This window comes from Siphonobacter sp. (genome assembly GCF_048595215.1).
In the GTDB taxonomy this organism is placed as follows: Bacteria; Bacteroidota; Bacteroidia; order Cytophagales; family Spirosomataceae; genus Siphonobacter.
On record NZ_JBMDWJ010000295.1, the window covers coordinates 1 to 18,575 of the forward strand.

Below are 18,575 nucleotides of genomic sequence, written 5' to 3' on the forward strand. Positions count from 1 at the left end.
CGTACCACATCGGAGATGGGTTGCAGGGTACGTCCGGCAAAAAACCAGCCCGAAATGCCCACCAGTGTTAGTCCCAATACGAGTCCAAAGCCCAGAATCGCCCGCAAGTGCTTCATCTCCGTCAGACCGTATTCATCGTAGGCCGAGGCAATGATGATGAATTCCTTACTATCGTAGCGATAGGTTAAGCCCACGATTTCCCGCTGTCCGTACCGAACAAACACTTCGCCTTTTTGCCGAACCCGCTCCAGCAGATGAAGTTTGTCGGCAAGGCGGTCGGGCCGGTTGTCACTTTCGTAAACAATTTGATTTTTGGAATTATAGACAATGATCTGTTCTTCAGGCAAAGAGGTCAGATTATTCCGCTCAAAAAGCTTTAACAGCTGGGCGTCGATTTTTTCCTCTTCAATGAGTAGACGGGCCGTCGTTTTGGCCTTATCACTGAGGCGTAAGTAAAAATCCTTTTGCCGGAAGTACTCGGAAGTGAAGTACACTACCGACGAAAACAAAATCAGATTGGCCGCTACAATCAACAGGAAGGTTAATGATAGTTTGGATCTGATTTTCATAGGGATAGAGGATAAACTAGTCTTCGGCTTCCTGCATAATGTAACCGATGCCGCTGATCGTATGGATCAGTTTAGGCGAAAAATCCTTGTCAATTTTCTTACGAAGGTAATTGACGTATACATCAACCACGTTCGTACCCGTATCAAAATTTACGTCCCAGACCTTTTCCGCAATTTCACTGCGGGACAAGGCCCGGTTCTGATTTTTCATAAAAAATTCCAGTAAAGCCAGCTCGCGGGCGGTCAGGTTAATCTTGTGATTATCCCGCTTCACGGTTTTACTTTTCTGATTGTATTCCAGATCGGCCAGCTTCAGTACCACGGCTTCGGCGGGTACGGCCAGTCGACGACGGTTAAGTGCCCGGAGGCGGGCCATCAGTTCCCGAAATTCGAAAGGCTTGACCAGGTAATCATCGGCCCCGGCGTCGAAGCCCGTCAGTACGTTTTCGGTGGTACCAAAGGCCGTAAGCATCAGTATGGATACATTCTCGTAGCGATCCCGAATGATCTTGCACAATTCGAACCCGTTCATAATGGGCAGATTTACGTCCAGAATCACCGTACCGTATTCCTGTTCCTTCAAGAGTTGCTGGGCTTTTAGAGCATCCTCGGCTACGTCGGCTTCAAGCCCATAATCTTCCAGGCCACTTTTGATGAAAGAAGCGACTTCATGCTCATCTTCGACAATCAGGATTTTCATTTCCGCAGGAGATTAGGCTACGAAAGTACGGATTGACGGGGGAAGATGGAAATAAGAGGAGGAAGGACTAGTTCTTAGCGTTCGCTGGGCGTATAGATACAGAGGAGCTTACTGATGCTTAACATAGCTATCGCTTGTACTAAAGCTTTTGTAAAAATCAATACACCAATCAGTAGAAGAATTAGTACGATGAATGTAGTAGTTGGTGACACTACGCTAAACGCCAAAACTGGTCGAGAACGGTAACTACATTAAACGCTAACAAAAGATCATTATAAATTGAAATCATTCTAGTTCGAATTCAAAAAACAAAGGATCATCTTTAAAAATGACTTTTACAACTTCATTGTTTTTTGTATTACGTAGTATAAATGTATGATTCCTGTTATCTATATGCTCAATAAATTTAAAAACGCTATTAATATATCTTTGCAAATTAGTTCTATTGATTGCCCAAAAGCTTTCCTGATATAATACAGTAGTTGTTTTGTTGTTGCGTGTTATAATTGGATTAATGGTTAGATATTCTTTAAAACCATAAATAAACGTTACATTGTTAACTCTCAATTTATTACTGTCAGAAACCGATCCGTATGTGACATAGAAAATATCTCTGAATATTTCATTCATATCCCCATCTTCCATAAAGAAATCATGCCTCGACGTGGTTCCAAAGGATATAGGATCTTTATATTTATTAACTGTATTCTTTCTAATTTCATTTACCTTTTTTAATGAGTTATACGTATTGTCAAAACAATTAATTCTAATATATGATCCTGTATAGGGGGCTAAGGAAGATACTTCTTTTACGTGTATATCCTGATCGCATGGTTTTTCGCTTGTGCAGGAAACCGTACAAAATAAATACCCTGTTAGAATGAATATATAGTAATCAATATGTAATTTCATTATGAATCAAAGTGATACGCATCTTTAATTTATGTTCCATATATTAAATAGGGAAAGGCCCGATTAGAAGAAAGAACCTGATCAGAAAAAAATATTTCGTAGCTAGAAATTTTATTACTTCTTCCCGCCGTTGTTGGTGTTTAGCGTAGCGTCACCAACAATCTCTGAGAAATTTTATTACTTCTGGTGTACCATGATTAATTTTCAGCGTGGCATCCCCAATTATTCATTACCCATTTTACTGTAGCTACAAAAGCTGATTTAAGAAATAAGAGCGTTACTTGCTTCCTATTCGAACAAGATCATAACCAACAGAGAAAGTTACCAGACGCGTTTTTCGATCAAAAGAGTATGCTTTGCCTTCGAATTTTACCGGATTGTGCATCGAGTTAAAGGGGAAATTGTAATCTAACCCTAAGTTAAGCCGCTTGAAATGCAGGTTGATGCCCATGATTGCTCCTAATGAATAGTTCTTCTGCGAATCAAAGACGTTATCAGCAATATGGAATCGCCCAGTGTCAAGATGATAGAAGGATCTACGCTTGGAAGAAAAAAAGGTATTGATGATTCCAGCATTTATGCTTAAATGCTGTGCTATGAAATAGCCAGCTTTTATCGGAAGATCAAAACGATATAAGTCTTCTGCAAGATTGATTCCACCTATTCCTTCATAATACGACCATTGTGGGTTTTCTCGTTCAACATTAATGTATTGCGTGTAAATACGGGAGGTGCTGTAGCGAAATTCAGGTTGTAAATAAAATTTATTTACCTGCCACCTGCCATACACTTGTACCATAGGTTTCGTGCCCCGGTTATAAGTATCAACGCAAAAACCGCCCACTTTATTAATTAAAGTAGTTTCATTAAATCTGGCCAATGAACCTTTTAATCCTATCGATAATACGCTTTGTGCCTGTAAATTGAGATTAATGAAAATAATGAGTAAGGTAATGATGTATTTATTCATTTTACTGTTTTCTCGTTACTACTAGTTACAACAGGTTACTAGCTATTCGCTAATTCGTATGGATAAAGGTAATGTACTAATCAGAAAGAAAGTATACACTTCCTATAATTGCTTAGTTATTCTATCCTAAATATTATCAACGAAAAGAGGGAGTTTCTTATAATTTACGTGAGAAAACCATTCATAGAAATAGCTATCAAAATCAAATTTTAGTTGCTGGGGCATATTCATTTTTCTAGCCTGTTTCTCCCCGCCGTTGTTGGTATTTAACGTATCATCACTACCAGCATCCGCAGTAGCCGATGCAAATCACAGCCCCCGAAAATCCTGAATTTTCGGGAGCTTCACTACTAATAAAACGCTTACCAAAACCTACTCTACCACTACAGTCCCACCCCCCGAATAACTCCGGTACTCGCCATTGTACATCGCATCGGCAGAGACGGGGCCTGCCGTGAAGCGTCCCTTGGAGACGGCCCGGGCCAGGTAATAAAACGTTTTGGGCTGAGCCGAAACGCTGGTGAAATAGTGAATTCGGTCATCCCGCAAGTCGAAATGGTCAGGAACGGATTGATTCTTGACCCAGCTCAATTCGCGTTCGGGCGTAAGGCGGGGGTTTTCAATTTCCAGTCCGGCGGGCAACATATCGGTTACGACCACATTCTCGACGGGCAAGCCGTTTTGCGAGCGTACCGTCACTTTCACCACAATCAGCTGATTCTGTTGCAAAGCTCCCGAAAGAGGTTTACCGTTTCGATCCAGGTATTGTTTCCGTACTTCCAGCACCTGATCGGTTGCCGCGATGGTACCACTACGGCTTAAGCCTTCCGCTTCAGCGAAGTAATACAACGAACCTTTACCCGTGGTGGCAATCGTGGCGGGCTGATCCAGACCTTTACTGAGGAGCAGGTCTTTGCCACTGAACGTTTCCAGCACTTTCCCATTACTCAAAATGCGGGCCGTTACCGACGACTGAGCCGCCTTACGAGCTAGCTTACCGAGAGCCAGCAGAGCGAAACTTTCTTCCTGCGTAGAAAGCCAGGGAGCCTGCTTCACCGCCGCTGAAAGTTGCCGGGCCAGACCTGGAATCTGTCCATTGGCCGGGTCGGTTTCCAGCAGTGTATTCAGAACCAGAGCCTGATTCCGGATGGGACTGGAGAAACTGCCCCCCGTTTCCCGCTCCTGTAGTTCGGGACGGAAATTAGCGGGAAGTAAGGAGGCTTTACTGCCTTCGTCACCTACGGTACCGAAAGCCGCCGCCAGCAGGTACCGCGTCTCGGAAGTCAGCAGGGCGGGGTTCGCCTTGTAATAGTTCATCACCGCCCGGTTCGGTTTCCCGGCCAGACTGAGTACGTAGAGGCTGTAAACCGTTTCGCGTTTCGCCCGCGTTCGGTTGGTTACGCTGCCGTCTTCGTTGGTTTGGGCGGTCTTTTCAGTGGCTTGCTTGCTCACCTGCTGGTTAAGAAAATCCAGAGCTTTACTCAAGGTAGCGGGGTTGATTTCGTACCCGGCTTTCTGGGCTTCCAACATGAAATGAACCGCGTACGCCGTCGTCCACCAGTCTTCGCGTTGGCCCGCCTGCCACATCGAGAAACCGCCGTTGAAGAGTTGCAACGTCTCAATTTTGTGTAAGGCTGTGGTAACGTTGGTCGTTGGGTTAAGATCCGAAATGCCCGTCTTCAGGTACGGTTTCCGTCCCGATTGCAGGGTTTTGACTAGCTCGGCGAGGTACAGTTGGGGAAAGGCCACGGATACCGTCTGCTCCAGACAGCCGTAAGGGTACTGCAACAGGCGATTCAAAGGTCCGGCCAGCGATACCAGCGGCGAGCGACTCACCCGTAGCGAGGCTTTAACAGTTCCCGGTACCAGCTCCCCAACATTCAGGGGAACGGCGGCCGTTTGTCCGCCATTCACCACGCCCGAAACGGACGTTTTCACCAACCCTACGCTGGGCCGTACCGTCAGGTCAATCTCTTCACTAAACGTTTCGCCCAGGCCTTTCACGCGTACCACCACTTTGCCGGTACCGATGGTCTGAGCGGCTTTCACCGAAAATACGGCCCGCCCTTCCTGATCGGCAGCAATCGCAATGGATTGCGGAGCGGGACTGGTATTCTGCAAAGCTCCCGTCGTTTGCAGGGTAGCAGTTACCTGAGCCATTTTTTTCGTGGTGTTGGTAATGCTGACGGGTACGGTCAGCTCGTCGTCCGGACTGGCAAAACGGGGGAGGGCCGTACTGATCACCAGCGGATCGGCCACTTTCATGTTTTTAGAAGCCGAGCCAAAAGCTTTGTCTTTGTAGGCTACCGCCATGATGCGTAAGTCGCCCGAGAACTGCGGAATATCCACCGAGAATTCCGCCTCACCACTGCCGTTGGTAGTCAGTATTCCACTCCACAGAGCGACGAGCTTCACCCGGCCATTGGCCAGCGGATTGATGCGTTTTTCCATACTAAATCCATCGCCCCCCACCGAGCTACGCGAACGAATACTCAGCTCCGGGTGCAGATAGGCGTAGAGGTCGAATCCGCCCACTTCCAGGGCTCGTTTCTGGTAGAAAAAGCCGTAAGGATCAGGGGATTTGTAGTTTTTAAGTTGCAGGATGCCTTCGTCCACCACGGCCAGCGTTACCTGGGTACGACCTTCAGTTTTCACCCGAATGGTTTGTTTGGTTTTCGAACGCGACTGCTCAATGGACGTAATCGTTACGGGCAACTGCCGGTTGGATTGACCAACCATTATTGGAGCGTAGCCGTGAGCCACCGTCAGCGGCAGGTCGGCATCGTCCATGGGTCGGAAAAGCGTCGCCGATACGTACACGTTGGGCAAGTGTTCTTCCCCGATGGAGAATTGCAGTTCGGCCGATTTCTCGTCGGTATCCAGCAGGTGATGTTCCAGTACCCGGTTTCGTTCCACCGTCACCAGCAGTTTCCCCGCAAAAGGCGTTTTAAAGAGTACTTTCGCCTTATCACCGACTTCGTAGCGGGGTTTGTCGAACGTCATTTCGACCTGTCCTTCGTTGTTTACCTCAAAGGCGGTACTGCTGGTTTGCCCGCGACCGTAGGCGTAAAATTCCTGGCTCGTCCAGTTGCGGGAACCCGTGCGGTGCAGGCGAATTTCGTACTTACCCGAAGTCGCCGGAGCATAACTGACCGAAGCCCGGCCTCTGGCAAAAGTTACTTCCCGCGTAAACACGACTTTGGATTGTCGCTTGGAAGAATACTTCATCGAACCATTCGTATTCTTTTCAATGACGGTCTGGTATTCGTGTTTCACAATGTCGATCTGTCCGGTGGCCGTTACGGGCTGTCCGGCCGCATTCAAAGCCACGAGCGGAATGGTCACGGGAGCATTGGTACCGACGTACGTATCCGGTAGCCCGATTCCGTACAGAATGGGTTGGGTCTGAATTGTAAAACGCTGGAGCCGGTTTACGGGTCGGCCGGTTTCGTCAAACACAGTCACGAAAGTCTGTGCTTCGAGCAATCCCATATCCTGCCAGGTAGCGGGGAGTACGAAACGTTCGCTGGCGAGTCCGGTAGCATCGGTTTTTCCCTGCCGTACCTGATTGTCGAATTTGGTCTGATCGGGAATATCGAAAACGAAACCTTCGTATCCCTTGGGTCGGAATAGCTGACGTTTCACCTGCAACTCCATTTCGTAGTTCCGGTCGGCGGCGGGTGGGCCAAACAGGTTGGTAGCCGTGGCCGTAACCGGGGCCGTTTCGCCGGAACGGTAACTTTCTTTGGGCGTACGGACGTCTACCTTGATGCGATCCGGCATGAATTCTTCTACCGAAATCGCCTGTGAAGTCAGAAGTACATCGTTGGCGTTCAGCACTTCCAGTTGATAAGTGCCCGTCAGCGTAGCCGTTTCCAGCGGAATGTCGTGGGCTACGGCTCCTTCGGCATTGGTGGTCAGTCGTAACGTACGATACTCTTTTCCGTTCGGCATCAGTAAGCGTACTTTCAGCGGAATTTCACCCGGCGTTTCCCAGGTCTGTTTCCGAACCACTACGTTGAAATGCAGCGTTTCACCGGGTCGATAAATGGTTCGGTCGCCGTACAGAAAAGCCTCGAAACCCGACGCATTATCACGTTTACCCTCTACTTCAAAGCGACTGGTTTGTACCTGCGTATCTTCCAGAAACAGGTAATTGAAATCATCGTCGCTACGGGCCGTAATGAGGGCCGTCGTAAAATCCGATTCTTTTAAACCCTTGAATACGGCCAGTCCTTTGGAATCGGTAGCAATGGTTTGGAGCGTCTGGTTGTTGGAGGAAACCAGGTTTACCTGTACATTTTTCAGGGGCTCGGTCGTCCGGATGGAGTGGGCGAAGACCAGAAATTCGTCGCCGGACTGTTTACCAATCAAGCCAATATCCGAGATGCTGACCAGCTTGGTAGCATTGTGGTAGTATTCGTCGTTGGAATTCAGCGAGACCAGATAGATGCCCCGAAAGGAATTGGTCGGGTCGGGCAAACTCAGGTTGAGTAGAGAAACCCCGCCCGTTTTGGGTAAATCCTCCGTTTCAATCGTTTTGTTTACGACAATGTCTGAATACGTACCGCCATCTTCCGAGTAGACGTATCCCTGCTCCGACCCGTTGCCCTCACTGTCGTAACGGTAATCACGGTAGCGGTTGTTACGGAGATAACTGAGGATATTATTTTCGTAAATCTTGGCAATCCGTACCTGTACTTTCGGAATATTCGTAATGTTGACTGCCACGTTACGATGGCCCTTGGACGTCAGGTACACCGCTTTTTTGTGCACAAATTCCAGGCCGGCGGGCATTCTTCCAAAGTACAGATCCTTGGTATATGCTTCGCTCAGCGAAGGCCCGAGTACGCCGCGTAGCTGACTGTTGAGGGTCAGGGTGTAGGTGTCCGTTTCGTTGAAATCTCCGCGAATGAGCAGACCGTTTTCCAGTAATTCGGGTTGCGTTTGCAGCGAAGTCGTTTTCGTTTTTACTGGAATCGGATTGCCCAGCGTATCATATTCGACGGTAGCGGGGGGAGCGGTACTGCTGATGATCTGATACGCCGCCGACAGATTTTCCGGATTGAGTTCCTGCGTGGTGATTACCTTGATAAAACCGCGATTATTTTCAAAACCCGTTTCTACGCGTACGATTTCCAGCGTTTTCGGATCAGGGAGCGTGGTTTGTAGCTCGGTGGTTTCTTTGGTTTTAAAGGTAGTATTGGCTACCGGAAGTCCCGATTCCAGCTTCAAATCCAGGGGTTTAGCTTCCTGAACGCCCGACAAGGTAAGCGGTACAGTACTCGCCACGCCGTTCTGTCCGATACTAAACCCGACTTTCTGTTCCTTTTCGCTGACGGTCAGTTTGGTACCCACTTCACCGCCCGATACCGGATAATTGAAATGCAGTTTCAACTTCGCTACGGCCTGATGGCCCGTCCGCGAGCGAGTCCAGTACGCTTCCGTTTCTTTTACCTCCAGATAAGGCGTATGAAAGGTGAGTTTATCGGATGAGACGCCCAGGGATTTGTCCTTGGCCTGCGTCAGGATTTTGTCGGAAAGCCGGGCCTGGTATTCGGTGGCGGGTTGAAAGGAAGACGTCGCCGAAAATACCAGTTCATTTTTCCCCACCCACTTGAAACGACCCGGAATGGCAGGTTCGAATTCAACGAATTTAGTACTTTGCCAGATACCCAGTTCGGCTTCCGGTACGAGATCCTTATTGAAGGTAAAAACCAGATTCTGAGCCAGTTGAATTTCGTCTTCAAAATTGGTAGCCCGCACGACAACTTCGTTGAGCTTTGAACAGGTAGAAAACAGGACAGCCAGAGCCAGCAGCCCAAACACGCGGAACCCACGCATAGCAAAAGAAAATTTGATTGAAGTGTTGATACTGCTTCCAATAACGGAAGGATTCCTGGAAAATTGGAAAGAAAGAAAAAAGCCGTTACCGGATGCGTTCGGTAACGGCAAATGGTATTAGCGAGGAACTTCTACTTTCTTGAGAATCTGCTCGATGATGGCATCGGGCGTGGTGCCTTCCATTTCTTTTTCGGGCGTCAGGATGAGGCGATGCCGTAACACCGGAAGGGCCAGTTCCTGTACGTCTTCGGGCGTAACGAAATCCCGTCCCCGCAAGGCAGCCAGGGCTTTGGAGGCATTGAGCAGAGCTACCGATGCCCGGGGCGAAGCTCCCAGGTACAGAAACTTGGACGTGCGGGTTTCGTGAACCAATTGAGCAATGTAACTGAGGACTTTGTCTTCAATCACAATCTGACGGACTTTTTCGCGTAGGGTCGTCAGCTGTTGCCGGGATAAAACGGCTTGTATGGCTTCTACAGCATCCGTATTGGAGCGGCGTTCATGGTGACCACGCAGGATTTCCGTTTCCTGATCCAGCGTGGGATACTGCACGATGATCTTGAAAAGAAAACGATCCAGCTGGGCTTCGGGCAGTCGATAGGTACCTTCCTGCTCAATGGGGTTTTGCGTCGCCAGCACCAGAAAAGGAGCCGACATTGGGTAGGTTTGTCCGGCGTTGGTGACCTGCCGTTCTTCCATGACCTCAAACAAAGCCGATTGCGTTTTGGCCGGAGCCCGGTTGATTTCGTCAATCAACACGATATTCGAGAAAATCGGACCGGGTTTAAACTCGAACTCGGAAACTTTGGGGTTGAATACCGAGGTGCCCAGTACATCTGAAGGCATCAAATCGGGCGTAAACTGAATCCGATTGAAACCGACCGAAATGGTTTTAGCCAGTAACTTGGCCGTCAGCGTTTTGGCTACACCGGGTACGCCTTCAATCAGTACGTGACCATCGGCAAACAGGGCCGTTAGCAGCAGATCAATCATGGCGTGCTGGCCCACAATTACTTTTCCTACTTCCGTGCGAATATCAGCGACGGTTTGGTATAATTCACTTAAGTCAATTCGAGATTCAAAGGCATCCATGGATTCACGCGTTCAGGCTCTCAAAATACGGCAAAATCTGCATTTGTACCGCAAAGGCCTGAATTAAAGGCGGTGGAATTGCTCGCAAGTCATTCATTAACTCCTTTCCAAAGCCAGTGAAGCCGGTTTAAAATGCGTATCTTTGCGGCATGAAGCCACTGGATTTTAAGGATTTAATTATTTTCGAGAACGAAGATTTCATCGTCATCAATAAACCGCCTTACATTGCGTCGCTCGACGAACGGCAGGCGGATAATGCCCTCAGTATTTTACGATTAGCGAAAGCCTATAGCGACGACGCCCAGTTGTGTCACCGGCTCGATAAGGAAACGTCGGGTGTACTGGCCATTGCCAAGAATCCGGAAGCATACCGGCATTTGTCGATGCAGTTCGAGCATCGCGAAACGGTAAAACGCTACCACGCGGTGGTGAATGGCGTACATAATTTTCAGGGTGAATCGGTATACCTGCCCATTCTGGCTCTGCCCCGCGACGGCGTCGTGAAAATTGACCGGGCGAAGGGCAAAGAGGCCGAAACTCTTTTCTTTACATTGAAGGCGTACCGTCAGTATACCATCGTGGAGTGTCTGCCCATTACGGGCCGGATGCACCAGATCCGTATCCACCTGACTTGTCTGAAAGCCCCCATCGTAGCGGATTCAACCTACGGTGGAAAACCGGTTTATCTTTCACAGCTCAAGCGGAAATTCAATCTGAAAAAAGATACCGACGAACAACCGCTCATGAAACGGGTAGCCTTGCACGCGTATTCGCTAACGTTTAATTTGCTGAACGGCGAAGAAGTGAAAATCGAAGCTCCCTACCCGAAAGACTTTGAGGTACTGGTCAAGCAATTGGAAAAGAACGGATAAAGGAGAAAAATCCTGAGCGTTCCGAAAGCTCACTGTTCCGAATAAATACAAAAAGGCCTCCCGTACGGAGGCCTTTTTCGTAAGGTACAAAAGATTAAAATTTCAGATTCAACCGGGCAAACCAGAAAGAGCCGTTACTGCCCATTTGTACCGGGTCCCAGGCACCGCCCGATTCGGTCAGGCTGGGTTGGTGGAGCGTCGGATACACGTTGAAGAGGTTCGTACCGCCAATGGCTATACCGACCTGCGGTGTAATCCGGTACCCCAGCGTCAAATCGGTCGTCACTTTAGGTTTGTACACATCCAGATCGTTTAAATCATAATTCCAATTCGCCAGTTTGATCTCGCCAAACCGTACGAAACGCAACATGACATTGAACTTCCGCAGCGTATAGTCAAAAGACAAATTGATCTTCGACGGCGGAGCGGAGTACATCACGAAATAGCGTTCCCGAAGATCAAAGTAGGTATCCTGTTTGCCAGCCAATCGGGGCGTTGTATTGACTGCATCAATCGTCAGCTTATTGAAGTTTGCCGCCAGCGAGGTCGTCAGGCTACCAGCTCCCAGTGTCGCCCGATGGGTTACGATCACGTCCAGTCCACGGGTCGTCGTTGAAACGGCGTTGGTGAAAAACTGAGCCCGGCCTACGCCCAGGGCTTTCAGGTCTTCGCCAATCACATCGTCCGTATCTTCAAAACCACCCGTTAACACCACCCGATCTTTGATTTTAATGAGATAGCCATCGACAGTGAGGGACAAACTGTTCGTAGGATTCAGCGTAATGCCCGCACTCAGGTTCTGACTGGTTTCCTGTTTAAGTTTCGGAATCCCCAGGGCCTGCGTTACCCGGCTGTCGTTACGGGCAATGAGCACCTCTACAGGCTGTCCGTTCACGAAGTTGGTAATGGTCGAGTTAAAGTAAATCTGCGGCAGGGAAGGGGCCCGGAATCCCGTACTGGCCGTGGCCCGCAGCGTCAGAAAATCAGTGAGTTTGTAGCGGGCCGAAAGCTTGCCGTTGAAGGTTCCACCAAAATCGCTGTACTGTTCATACCGCCCCGCTATGCCCAGTAACAGAGCCTTCGTTACGTCTGCTTCCAGATCGACGTAAGCACCAATATTCGAACGGTTACGATTGATTGCATCGGAAGGCTGAAAGCCGGGAAAGCCCTGAGCCCCCGGTGCCTGGCCCGCCTCATAACTCCGGTAGGAGGCTTCTTCCCCCGCAAAAATCTGATAATTTTCCACGCGGTATTCCGCTCCGGCCGCCAGATTAAAGCCCTGGAGAACCGTTTTATAATACCGCGAAAATTTCAGACCCGTTACGTTTTGATTCAACTGAAAACCGCCGGCGTTGAACGAAGTCGGGGAGTTGGGGCCCAAAGAAGTATTAAGTGTGTTATGAACGGAGTACGTAAAGCGATTGGAGCCGAACGTATTGTATAGGTCGAACTCCGCTTTACCTACTAATTGACGAACGCCTACGGTAATGGCCCGATCGTTGATTTCGCTGGAAATAATGGGATCAAAACCATCGGGATAAATAGCGGGTACGTTGCGATCATCATCCGCGAAACGGGTCCAAGCGTAGGCATCGCCTTTGCGGTAATTCAGGCCGCCGAAAGTATAGAGTTGCGTCCGTTCACTCAGGGGAATTTTGGCATTCAGGTACACCGAGGCATTCTGTACTTTCGGGTCGCCGTACTGTCGCCGCACCACATCTTCGGGATTGGTATTTGCCCGGTTGGTATGATCGCGGAAATTGTAATCTCCGGTGACGTTCACAAACCCATCTTTACCAATTTTTAGGCCGTAGTTGGCATTGACGTTGTAGTTCAGACCGTCAAATTTCTGGTCGTCGAAACGGTACTTGGCCTGATAGGCTCCGGCGTTGGCGTTTACTTCGAGCACATTCGTTGTTGATTTCAGAACGATGTTGATCACCCCCGCAATGGCATCCGAGCCGTACTGAGCCGCGGCTCCGTCGCGTAAAATTTCAATGCGTTCGATCGCGGCGGCCGGGATGGCGTTCAGGTCCGTCCCCGAATTACCACGTCCCCGGGTACCGAATAAATTTACTAACGAAGACTGGTGGCGACGCTTGCCATTGATGAGTACGAGCGTCTGGTCAGGACCTAAGCCGCGTAAGGAAGCCGGATCGACGTGGTCGGCTCCGTCAGAACCCGTCTGGCGGTTGGAGTTAAACGAGGGAGCGGCGTACTGTAGCAATTGGTTTACATCCAACTGACCCGTTCGGGAGGTAACTTTTTGCAAATCGATAATGTCGACGGGAGCGGGCGTATCCGTCGGGGATCGGTTCAGACTCCGGGAGCCTACCACTTCTACCTGATTCAATAAGTTGCCTTCCGTTAAAGTGAAGTTCAGGTTCGTGCTGCCACTCAAGGGCTTTTCCTGCCGATCGTATCCCACAAAGGAAGCCACGATTATTGCATTAGGGCCCGAAACCGTTAGCTGATACTGACCCTGGGCGTTAGCGGTCGTACCGTTCGTGGTATTTTTTTCAAGGATCGTGGCTCCGGCCAGCGTTTCGCCCGTAGTGGACGTCACCGTACCCGTCACAGTGATTTGCTGAGCAAAGCTCTGAAAGGAAAGAAAGATAAGAAAAATAAAAAACCGATTCATCGATTTTGCTTAGTAAGGTAGATAATTCAAAATTTTGGTTAGTAGTTACTACAAAGGGAGGGTATAAGATCAATAGAAGCGTAATGAGAATTTTATTCAAATGCATGGGTAAAGGCTTAAAAGTAAGTTTTCACGCAAAGAGCACGTTAAAAACGTGCTCTCTACAAAATGTTCTTTACCAGCCGATACTCGTATTATCCGCTCGGGGATCGGAACCGCCTTCCAGTCGTCCATCGGGTAGGACCAGGATACAGTCCATGCGGCCCAGGGTGCCGGTTTGCGGTTCAATGGCGTAGCCTTTCGCTTTCAAAGTGTTTAATACCTTTTCTGAAAAAGCTCCCCGTTCAAAAGTAGTACGATCGGGCAGCCACTGGTGGTGAAACTTGAGGGCGTTGACCGCCTCCTGCATACTCATCCCGTGATCGATTACATTCAGGATGGTCTGAAAAACACTGGTGATGATGGTAGAGCCACCGGGCGTACCCACGACCATAAACAATTTGCCGTCTTTTTCCACAATCGTTGGGGTCATACTGGAGAGCATCCGTTTGCCCGGCTGTACGGAATTGGCTTCGGAACCTACCAAGCCGAATACGTTCGGTACGCCCGGTTTTACGGCGAAGTCTTCCATCTCATCATTCATCAGAAAACCCGCTCCGCCCACTACGACCCGACTGCCATAGCCATTGTTAATGGTAGTCGTGATGGATACCGCATTGCCTTCCGGATCAACGACGGAAAAATGCGTTGTTTCGTTACTTTCGTAGCCGGGAATGGCTCCACCCGCAATAGCCTGCGAATCGCTGGCTTTCGCCCAGTTGAAATCGCTCCAGCGTTTTTGTAAGTAAGCGGAGTCGAGTAATTCGTTAACCGGTACTTTGAAGAAATCCGGGTCACCGAGCCATTTGGCCCGGTCAGCGTATACGCGACGTTCCGCTTCAATCATCACCTGGGTGGTCGAGTCAGCGTGCCAGCCCCAACGTTTCAGGGGAAAAGGTTCCACCATTTTCAGTAATTGTACTAGTGCAATACCGCCCGAAGAGGTGGGCGGCATGGAAATGACTTTGTGTCCCCGATACGTACCCGTAATGGGCGTTCGCCAGGCGGAATGATATGCATCAAGGTCTTTCTGAACGATGGGAGCTTTCGCTACGGCCATTTCCTGAATCAGCAGGCGGGCCGTTTCACCCTCGTAAAAACCCGCCCGGCCTTTTTCCTGAATGCGACGGAGGGTTTTCCCTAAATCCATCTGTACAAAAAGATCGCCCATTTTCCAGGTGGTATCGGCTCCGGTTTTTAGGTAATAGGTTTTTCCGGGATTATACTTTTTGATGTCGGAACGTACGCGGTTGAGACCCTTGGCTTCATTTTCGGTGAGAACAACGCCTGTTTCGGCCAGCTCAATGGCGGGTTGAATGACGTCTTTCCAGGGAAGTTTACCGAATTTCCGATGAGCTTCCACCATGCCATCTACCGAACCCGGCACGCCACTTGCCGAATGCCCTAACCAGGCCATGTTGGGAATAACATTACCGAGCGAATCCAGGTACATATCCCGGTAAGCGGCGGCGGGAGCTTTCTCCCGAAAATCCAGTGAGTAACTCTGTCCGTCTTTTGCCCGAAACACCATAAAGCCACCGCCTCCGAGGTTTCCAGCCCATGGAAAGGCCACCGCTAGAGCGAAAAACGTACCCACGGCCGCATCGACCGCGTTACCCCCTTTTTTCATAATTGCCGCACCTACCCGCGAGGCTTCCGGGTGAGCCGCCGCCACCATGACGTGCTTTTCAAAAACGCCCTTTTTGGTGTAGACGATAGGCTGGGCGTTGGGATCGTCCGTAATGAATTCATAGGCTCCTTTACTGATTTTCGGCGTGCTTTTTCGGCAGGCAACCGTCAATAGGAGCAGGGAGAGAAAGGCCAGGGAAAGATATCGCATCGGGAACAAGGTTTATAATCTGGAAAATAGCGAATCCAGCGTAAAAAGGAATGAAACCCGCTAAAAATCTCGTGAAGCCAGGTCGGTAATGATACTTTCGTTCCTACGCCAGTGGCTCTTCCTCGTGCATCAGATCATGGTGAATGTATGCCCCGGCCGTAGTTCCCGAGCCCGTGGCGACGGATACCGCCCGAAAGGCGTGGGCCGCGTCTCCCGCTGCAAAAACGCCCGGTACCGTAGTCCGTTGAAAAGCATCTACCTGGAGGTAGCCATCTTCCGTCAACTGACAGCCTAATTGTTCGTGCAGGTCCGTAGCAAAACTAAAAGGCGTTCGTACGAAGAGCGTTGGGAAATCCGTGGTTAGTCCATTTTTGAAAACGATGGATTTCAGTTGTCCCGCTTCGTGCCGGAATTCCTGAATTTCATCTTCAATCACTGGAATTCCGTGCTTTTTGAGCTTGGTGCAAGCATCATCGGGCAATTCGCAGGGACCATCCGTGAAGACGTGCAGGTCTTTTGACCAGTTACTCAGTAACCGGACAAAGTCATACGTTACGCCGCTGTTGCTTAAAATGCCGATGGGTGAATTACGCACTTCGTAACCGTGGCAATACGGGCAGTGGATGATGGACGTACCCCAGCATTCCGCAAAGCCGGGAATGGGCCGCATTTGATCCGAAACACCCGTGGCGAGTAGGACGGTTCGACCCGTATACGTATTGCCTGATTCTGTTCGTACTTCAAAACCGTTACCCAATTTTTGAGCTTTAATGGCTTTGTCCGCCTGAAAGGTAACGGTATCGTACTGCAGGACTTGTTCTTTGGCCAGGCTACGGATCTGATCGGGTGATTGCCCGTCGTGCGTAATGAAATTGTGAGCCCGTGGGGTCTGACGGTTACAGGGCTCGCCGCTATCAATGATGAGCACCTTCCGCAGCGAACGACCCAGGGTCATGGCCGCCGAAAGGCCAGCATAACTGCCCCCTATAATAATGGTATCAAAGGTCATGTCAAAGGAATTAGAAAGACTAGCTCGTTCGCCAAAAAAGCTGTACTAGGAAAGAGATAGAACTCCAGGGTTGGCCTGGGATTTTTTTGAGAAGTTTGGATGTTATCCCTGTATAATGGCAAGAAAACGTAATACTGAAACTCCTGAACATCAACCTTCCTTTCGCGAACGATTTGCGGCTTTGCGAAATCTGCCTGCTTTCTTCCGGCAAATCTGGCAAACGAGTCCTTCCCTGACGATTCTGAATTTTGTTTTACGACTGATTCGCTCGACCGTGCCGACGGCTACGCTGTACGTGGGCAAACTCATTGTCGATGAAGTTATACGGCTAGCGAACGCCCACAGTTCTGATTTGACCCACTTGTGGACGCTCGTGGCTATTGAGTTTGGACTGGCAATTGGGAGTGATCTTCTGAGTCGGGGAATTAACCTCAGCGAGAGTCTACTGGGGGATTGGTACGCTCATCAAACCTCCGTTCGGCTGATGCAACACGCCGCTACGCTGGATCTGGCTCAGTTTGAAAACGCGACCTTCTACGATAAACTCGAACGTGCTCGGCAACAAACGGCAGGGCGTACGCAACTACTCTCCCAAACCTTTGCACAGGTACAGGACCTGTTGACGATTGCCTCCCTCGCCATTGGGCTGATCAGTTTCGCTCCCTGGTTGTTACTGTTGTTACTCGTCGCCGTGATTCCTTCGTTTCTGGGAGAATTGCACTTCAACGCGAAAAGCTATTCGCTCCTCTACGGCTGGACGCCCCAGCGACGGGAGCTGGATTATTACCGTTACCTTGGAGCCAGCGACGATACCGCAAAGGAGGTGAAACTATTCGGGCTGTCTGACTTTCTGATTAATCGCTACCGGACGCTTTCGGAGCAGTACTTCCACGAAAACCGGAAGCTCGCTCTCGAGCGGGCGAGCTGGGGCAGTTTGCTGCTGGCGATTGGTACGGTGGGTTATTACGCCGCGTATGGCTACATGATTTTCCAGACCGTGCAGGGTCGCGTTACGCTGGGTGATCTGACATTCCTGGCGGGTTCGTTCCGGCAAGTACGGAGTTTGCTCGAAGGCATCCTGGGACGCTTCAATAGCATTTCCCAGGGAGCGTTATACCTGAAAGATCTTTTTGAATTCTTCGAAATTCAGCCGCAGATTATATCTCCCGTATCGCCCCGACCGTTCCCGGTACCCATTCGCGAAGGCTTTGTTTTTGAAGGGGTAGGTTTCAAGTATCCCAACTCAGAAAAGTGGGCGGTTCGAAATCTGAGCTTTCATTTGCGGGCCGGGGAAAAACTGGCTTTAGTCGGCGAAAATGGAGCCGGAAAGACAACGTTAGTGAAACTGCTGGGGCGTTTATACGATCCGGATGAAGGACGTATTCTCCTCGATGGGTATGATTTAAAAGCGTACAATCTGGAAGAACTTCGTACGCACATCGGCGTTATTTTTCAAGATTACCTACGCTTTCAGTTTTCGGCGGGGGATAATATTGCCGTCGGGGACATTGTCGAACGTGAGAATCTACCGGCTCTGGAACGAGCCGCTGAAGACAGTCTGGCTGATGCCGTGATCGCGGGCTTACCGCTGGGCTACGAGCAGCCGCTGGGCCGTCGGTTTTCGGGCGGGGTGGAATTATCGGGCGGTCAGTGGCAGAAAGTAGCCCTGGCTCGGGCGTACCTCCGCGAAGCCGATCTGCTGATTCTGGATGAACCGACCTCCGCTCTGGACGCCCGGGCCGAATACGAAGTTTTCCAGCGTTTCGCAGAATTGACCAAAGGAAAAACGGCAGTACTGATTTCGCACCGATTTAGTACTGTTCGCATGGCTGATCGTATTCTGGTGCTGGAAGGCGGTAAGGTCTTGGAAATGGGTACGCACAAAGAGCTGCTAGCCCAGCAGGGGCGGTACGCGGAGTTGTTCGAATTACAAGCCGAAGGATACCGCTAAGAATTCTGTAAACAAAGAGGTGCCGCGAACTATATTTATAGGGGCCACTTTTTTATAATTATATATAAATATTATT

General features: G+C 49.6%; 10 protein-coding genes and 1 pseudogene. 2 read left to right on the forward strand and 9 right to left on the reverse strand.

What is annotated here, in order from left to right:
* The 6 genes and pseudogenes from ACOJTG_RS18300 to ACOJTG_RS18325 form a co-directional block, all read right to left on the reverse strand.
* Window positions 1-569 (reverse strand): annotated as a pseudogene (locus tag ACOJTG_RS18300) (two-component sensor histidine kinase); the annotation flags it as partial.
* A gap of 16 nt (window positions 570-585) precedes the next feature.
* Window positions 586-1,269 (reverse strand): response regulator transcription factor, encoded by a 684-nt coding sequence (locus ACOJTG_RS18305; RefSeq protein ID WP_420155140.1) that lies wholly within the window; start codon window positions 1,267-1,269, stop codon window positions 586-588.
* 285 nt (window positions 1,270-1,554) lie between these two features.
* Complete coding sequence (locus ACOJTG_RS18310; protein ID WP_420155141.1) at window positions 1,555-2,181, reverse strand: hypothetical protein; 627 nt, start codon at window positions 2,179-2,181, stop codon at window positions 1,555-1,557.
* A 277-nt stretch (window positions 2,182-2,458) separates the two neighbouring features.
* Window positions 2,459-3,151, reverse strand: a complete 693-nt coding sequence (locus ACOJTG_RS18315; RefSeq protein WP_420155142.1) for a hypothetical protein — start codon at window positions 3,149-3,151, stop codon at window positions 2,459-2,461.
* 372 nt (window positions 3,152-3,523) lie between these two features.
* Window positions 3,524-8,995 carry an alpha-2-macroglobulin family protein gene (locus tag ACOJTG_RS18320; protein ID WP_420155143.1) on the reverse strand — a complete coding sequence of 1,824 codons (5,472 nt, stop codon included), beginning with the start codon at window positions 8,993-8,995 and terminating at the stop codon, window positions 3,524-3,526.
* A gap of 117 nt (window positions 8,996-9,112) precedes the next feature.
* On the reverse strand, window positions 9,113-10,087 hold the full coding sequence (locus tag ACOJTG_RS18325; protein WP_420155144.1) for an AAA family ATPase: 975 nt from the start codon (window positions 10,085-10,087) through the stop codon (window positions 9,113-9,115).
* A 149-nt stretch (window positions 10,088-10,236) separates the two neighbouring features.
* On the opposite strand from ACOJTG_RS18325, the gene ACOJTG_RS18330 reads away from it, so the two are divergent.
* The gene (locus tag ACOJTG_RS18330) at window positions 10,237-10,959 is read left to right on the forward strand and encodes an RluA family pseudouridine synthase (RefSeq protein ID WP_420155145.1); all 723 of its coding nucleotides are present in this window, start codon (window positions 10,237-10,239) and stop codon (window positions 10,957-10,959) included.
* Between the two features lie 94 nt (window positions 10,960-11,053).
* On the opposite strand, the gene ACOJTG_RS18335 is transcribed toward ACOJTG_RS18330, so the two are convergent.
* The 3 genes from ACOJTG_RS18335 to ACOJTG_RS18345 form a co-directional block, all read right to left on the reverse strand.
* Window positions 11,054-13,600 (reverse strand): TonB-dependent receptor, encoded by a 2,547-nt coding sequence (locus ACOJTG_RS18335; RefSeq protein ID WP_420155146.1) that lies wholly within the window; start codon window positions 13,598-13,600, stop codon window positions 11,054-11,056.
* 175 nt (window positions 13,601-13,775) lie between these two features.
* Window positions 13,776-15,539: a gamma-glutamyltransferase gene (gene ggt, locus ACOJTG_RS18340; protein WP_420155147.1), complete on the reverse strand. Its 1,764-nt coding sequence runs from the start codon at window positions 15,537-15,539 to the stop codon at window positions 13,776-13,778.
* Window positions 15,540-15,642: 103 nt separating this feature from the next.
* A complete protein-coding gene (locus tag ACOJTG_RS18345) occupies window positions 15,643-16,548 on the reverse strand; it encodes an NAD(P)/FAD-dependent oxidoreductase (RefSeq protein WP_420155148.1) in 906 nt (301 codons plus the stop codon).
* A gap of 115 nt (window positions 16,549-16,663) precedes the next feature.
* Between ACOJTG_RS18345 and ACOJTG_RS18350 the strand changes: the two genes are divergently transcribed.
* On the forward strand, window positions 16,664-18,499 hold the full coding sequence (locus tag ACOJTG_RS18350) for an ABC transporter ATP-binding protein (protein ID WP_420155149.1): 1,836 nt from the start codon (window positions 16,664-16,666) through the stop codon (window positions 18,497-18,499).
* The last annotated feature ends 76 nt before the right edge of the window (window positions 18,500-18,575 follow it).

Bases quoted from the DNA above. Each gene is read 5' to 3' on its own strand.
- ACOJTG_RS18335 (WP_420155146.1), bottom strand. From the start codon at position 13,600: ATGAATCGGTTTTTTATTTTTCTTATCTTTCTTTCCTTTCAGAGCTTT.
- ACOJTG_RS18325 (WP_420155144.1), bottom strand. From the start codon at position 10,087: ATGGATGCCTTTGAATCTCGAATTGACTTAAGTGAATTATACCAAACC.
- ACOJTG_RS18320 (WP_420155143.1), bottom strand. From the start codon at position 8,995: ATGCGTGGGTTCCGCGTGTTTGGGCTGCTGGCTCTGGCTGTCCTGTTT.
- ggt (WP_420155147.1), bottom strand. From the start codon at position 15,539: ATGCGATATCTTTCCCTGGCCTTTCTCTCCCTGCTCCTATTGACGGTT.
- ACOJTG_RS18305 (WP_420155140.1), bottom strand. From the start codon at position 1,269: ATGAAAATCCTGATTGTCGAAGATGAGCATGAAGTCGCTTCTTTCATC.
- ACOJTG_RS18310 (WP_420155141.1), bottom strand. From the start codon at position 2,181: ATGAAATTACATATTGATTACTATATATTCATTCTAACAGGGTATTTA.
- ACOJTG_RS18345 (WP_420155148.1), bottom strand. From the start codon at position 16,548: ATGACCTTTGATACCATTATTATAGGGGGCAGTTATGCTGGCCTTTCG.
- ACOJTG_RS18330 (WP_420155145.1), top strand. From the start codon at position 10,237: ATGAAGCCACTGGATTTTAAGGATTTAATTATTTTCGAGAACGAAGAT.
- ACOJTG_RS18315 (WP_420155142.1), bottom strand. From the start codon at position 3,151: ATGAATAAATACATCATTACCTTACTCATTATTTTCATTAATCTCAAT.
- ACOJTG_RS18350 (WP_420155149.1), top strand. From the start codon at position 16,664: ATGGCAAGAAAACGTAATACTGAAACTCCTGAACATCAACCTTCCTTT.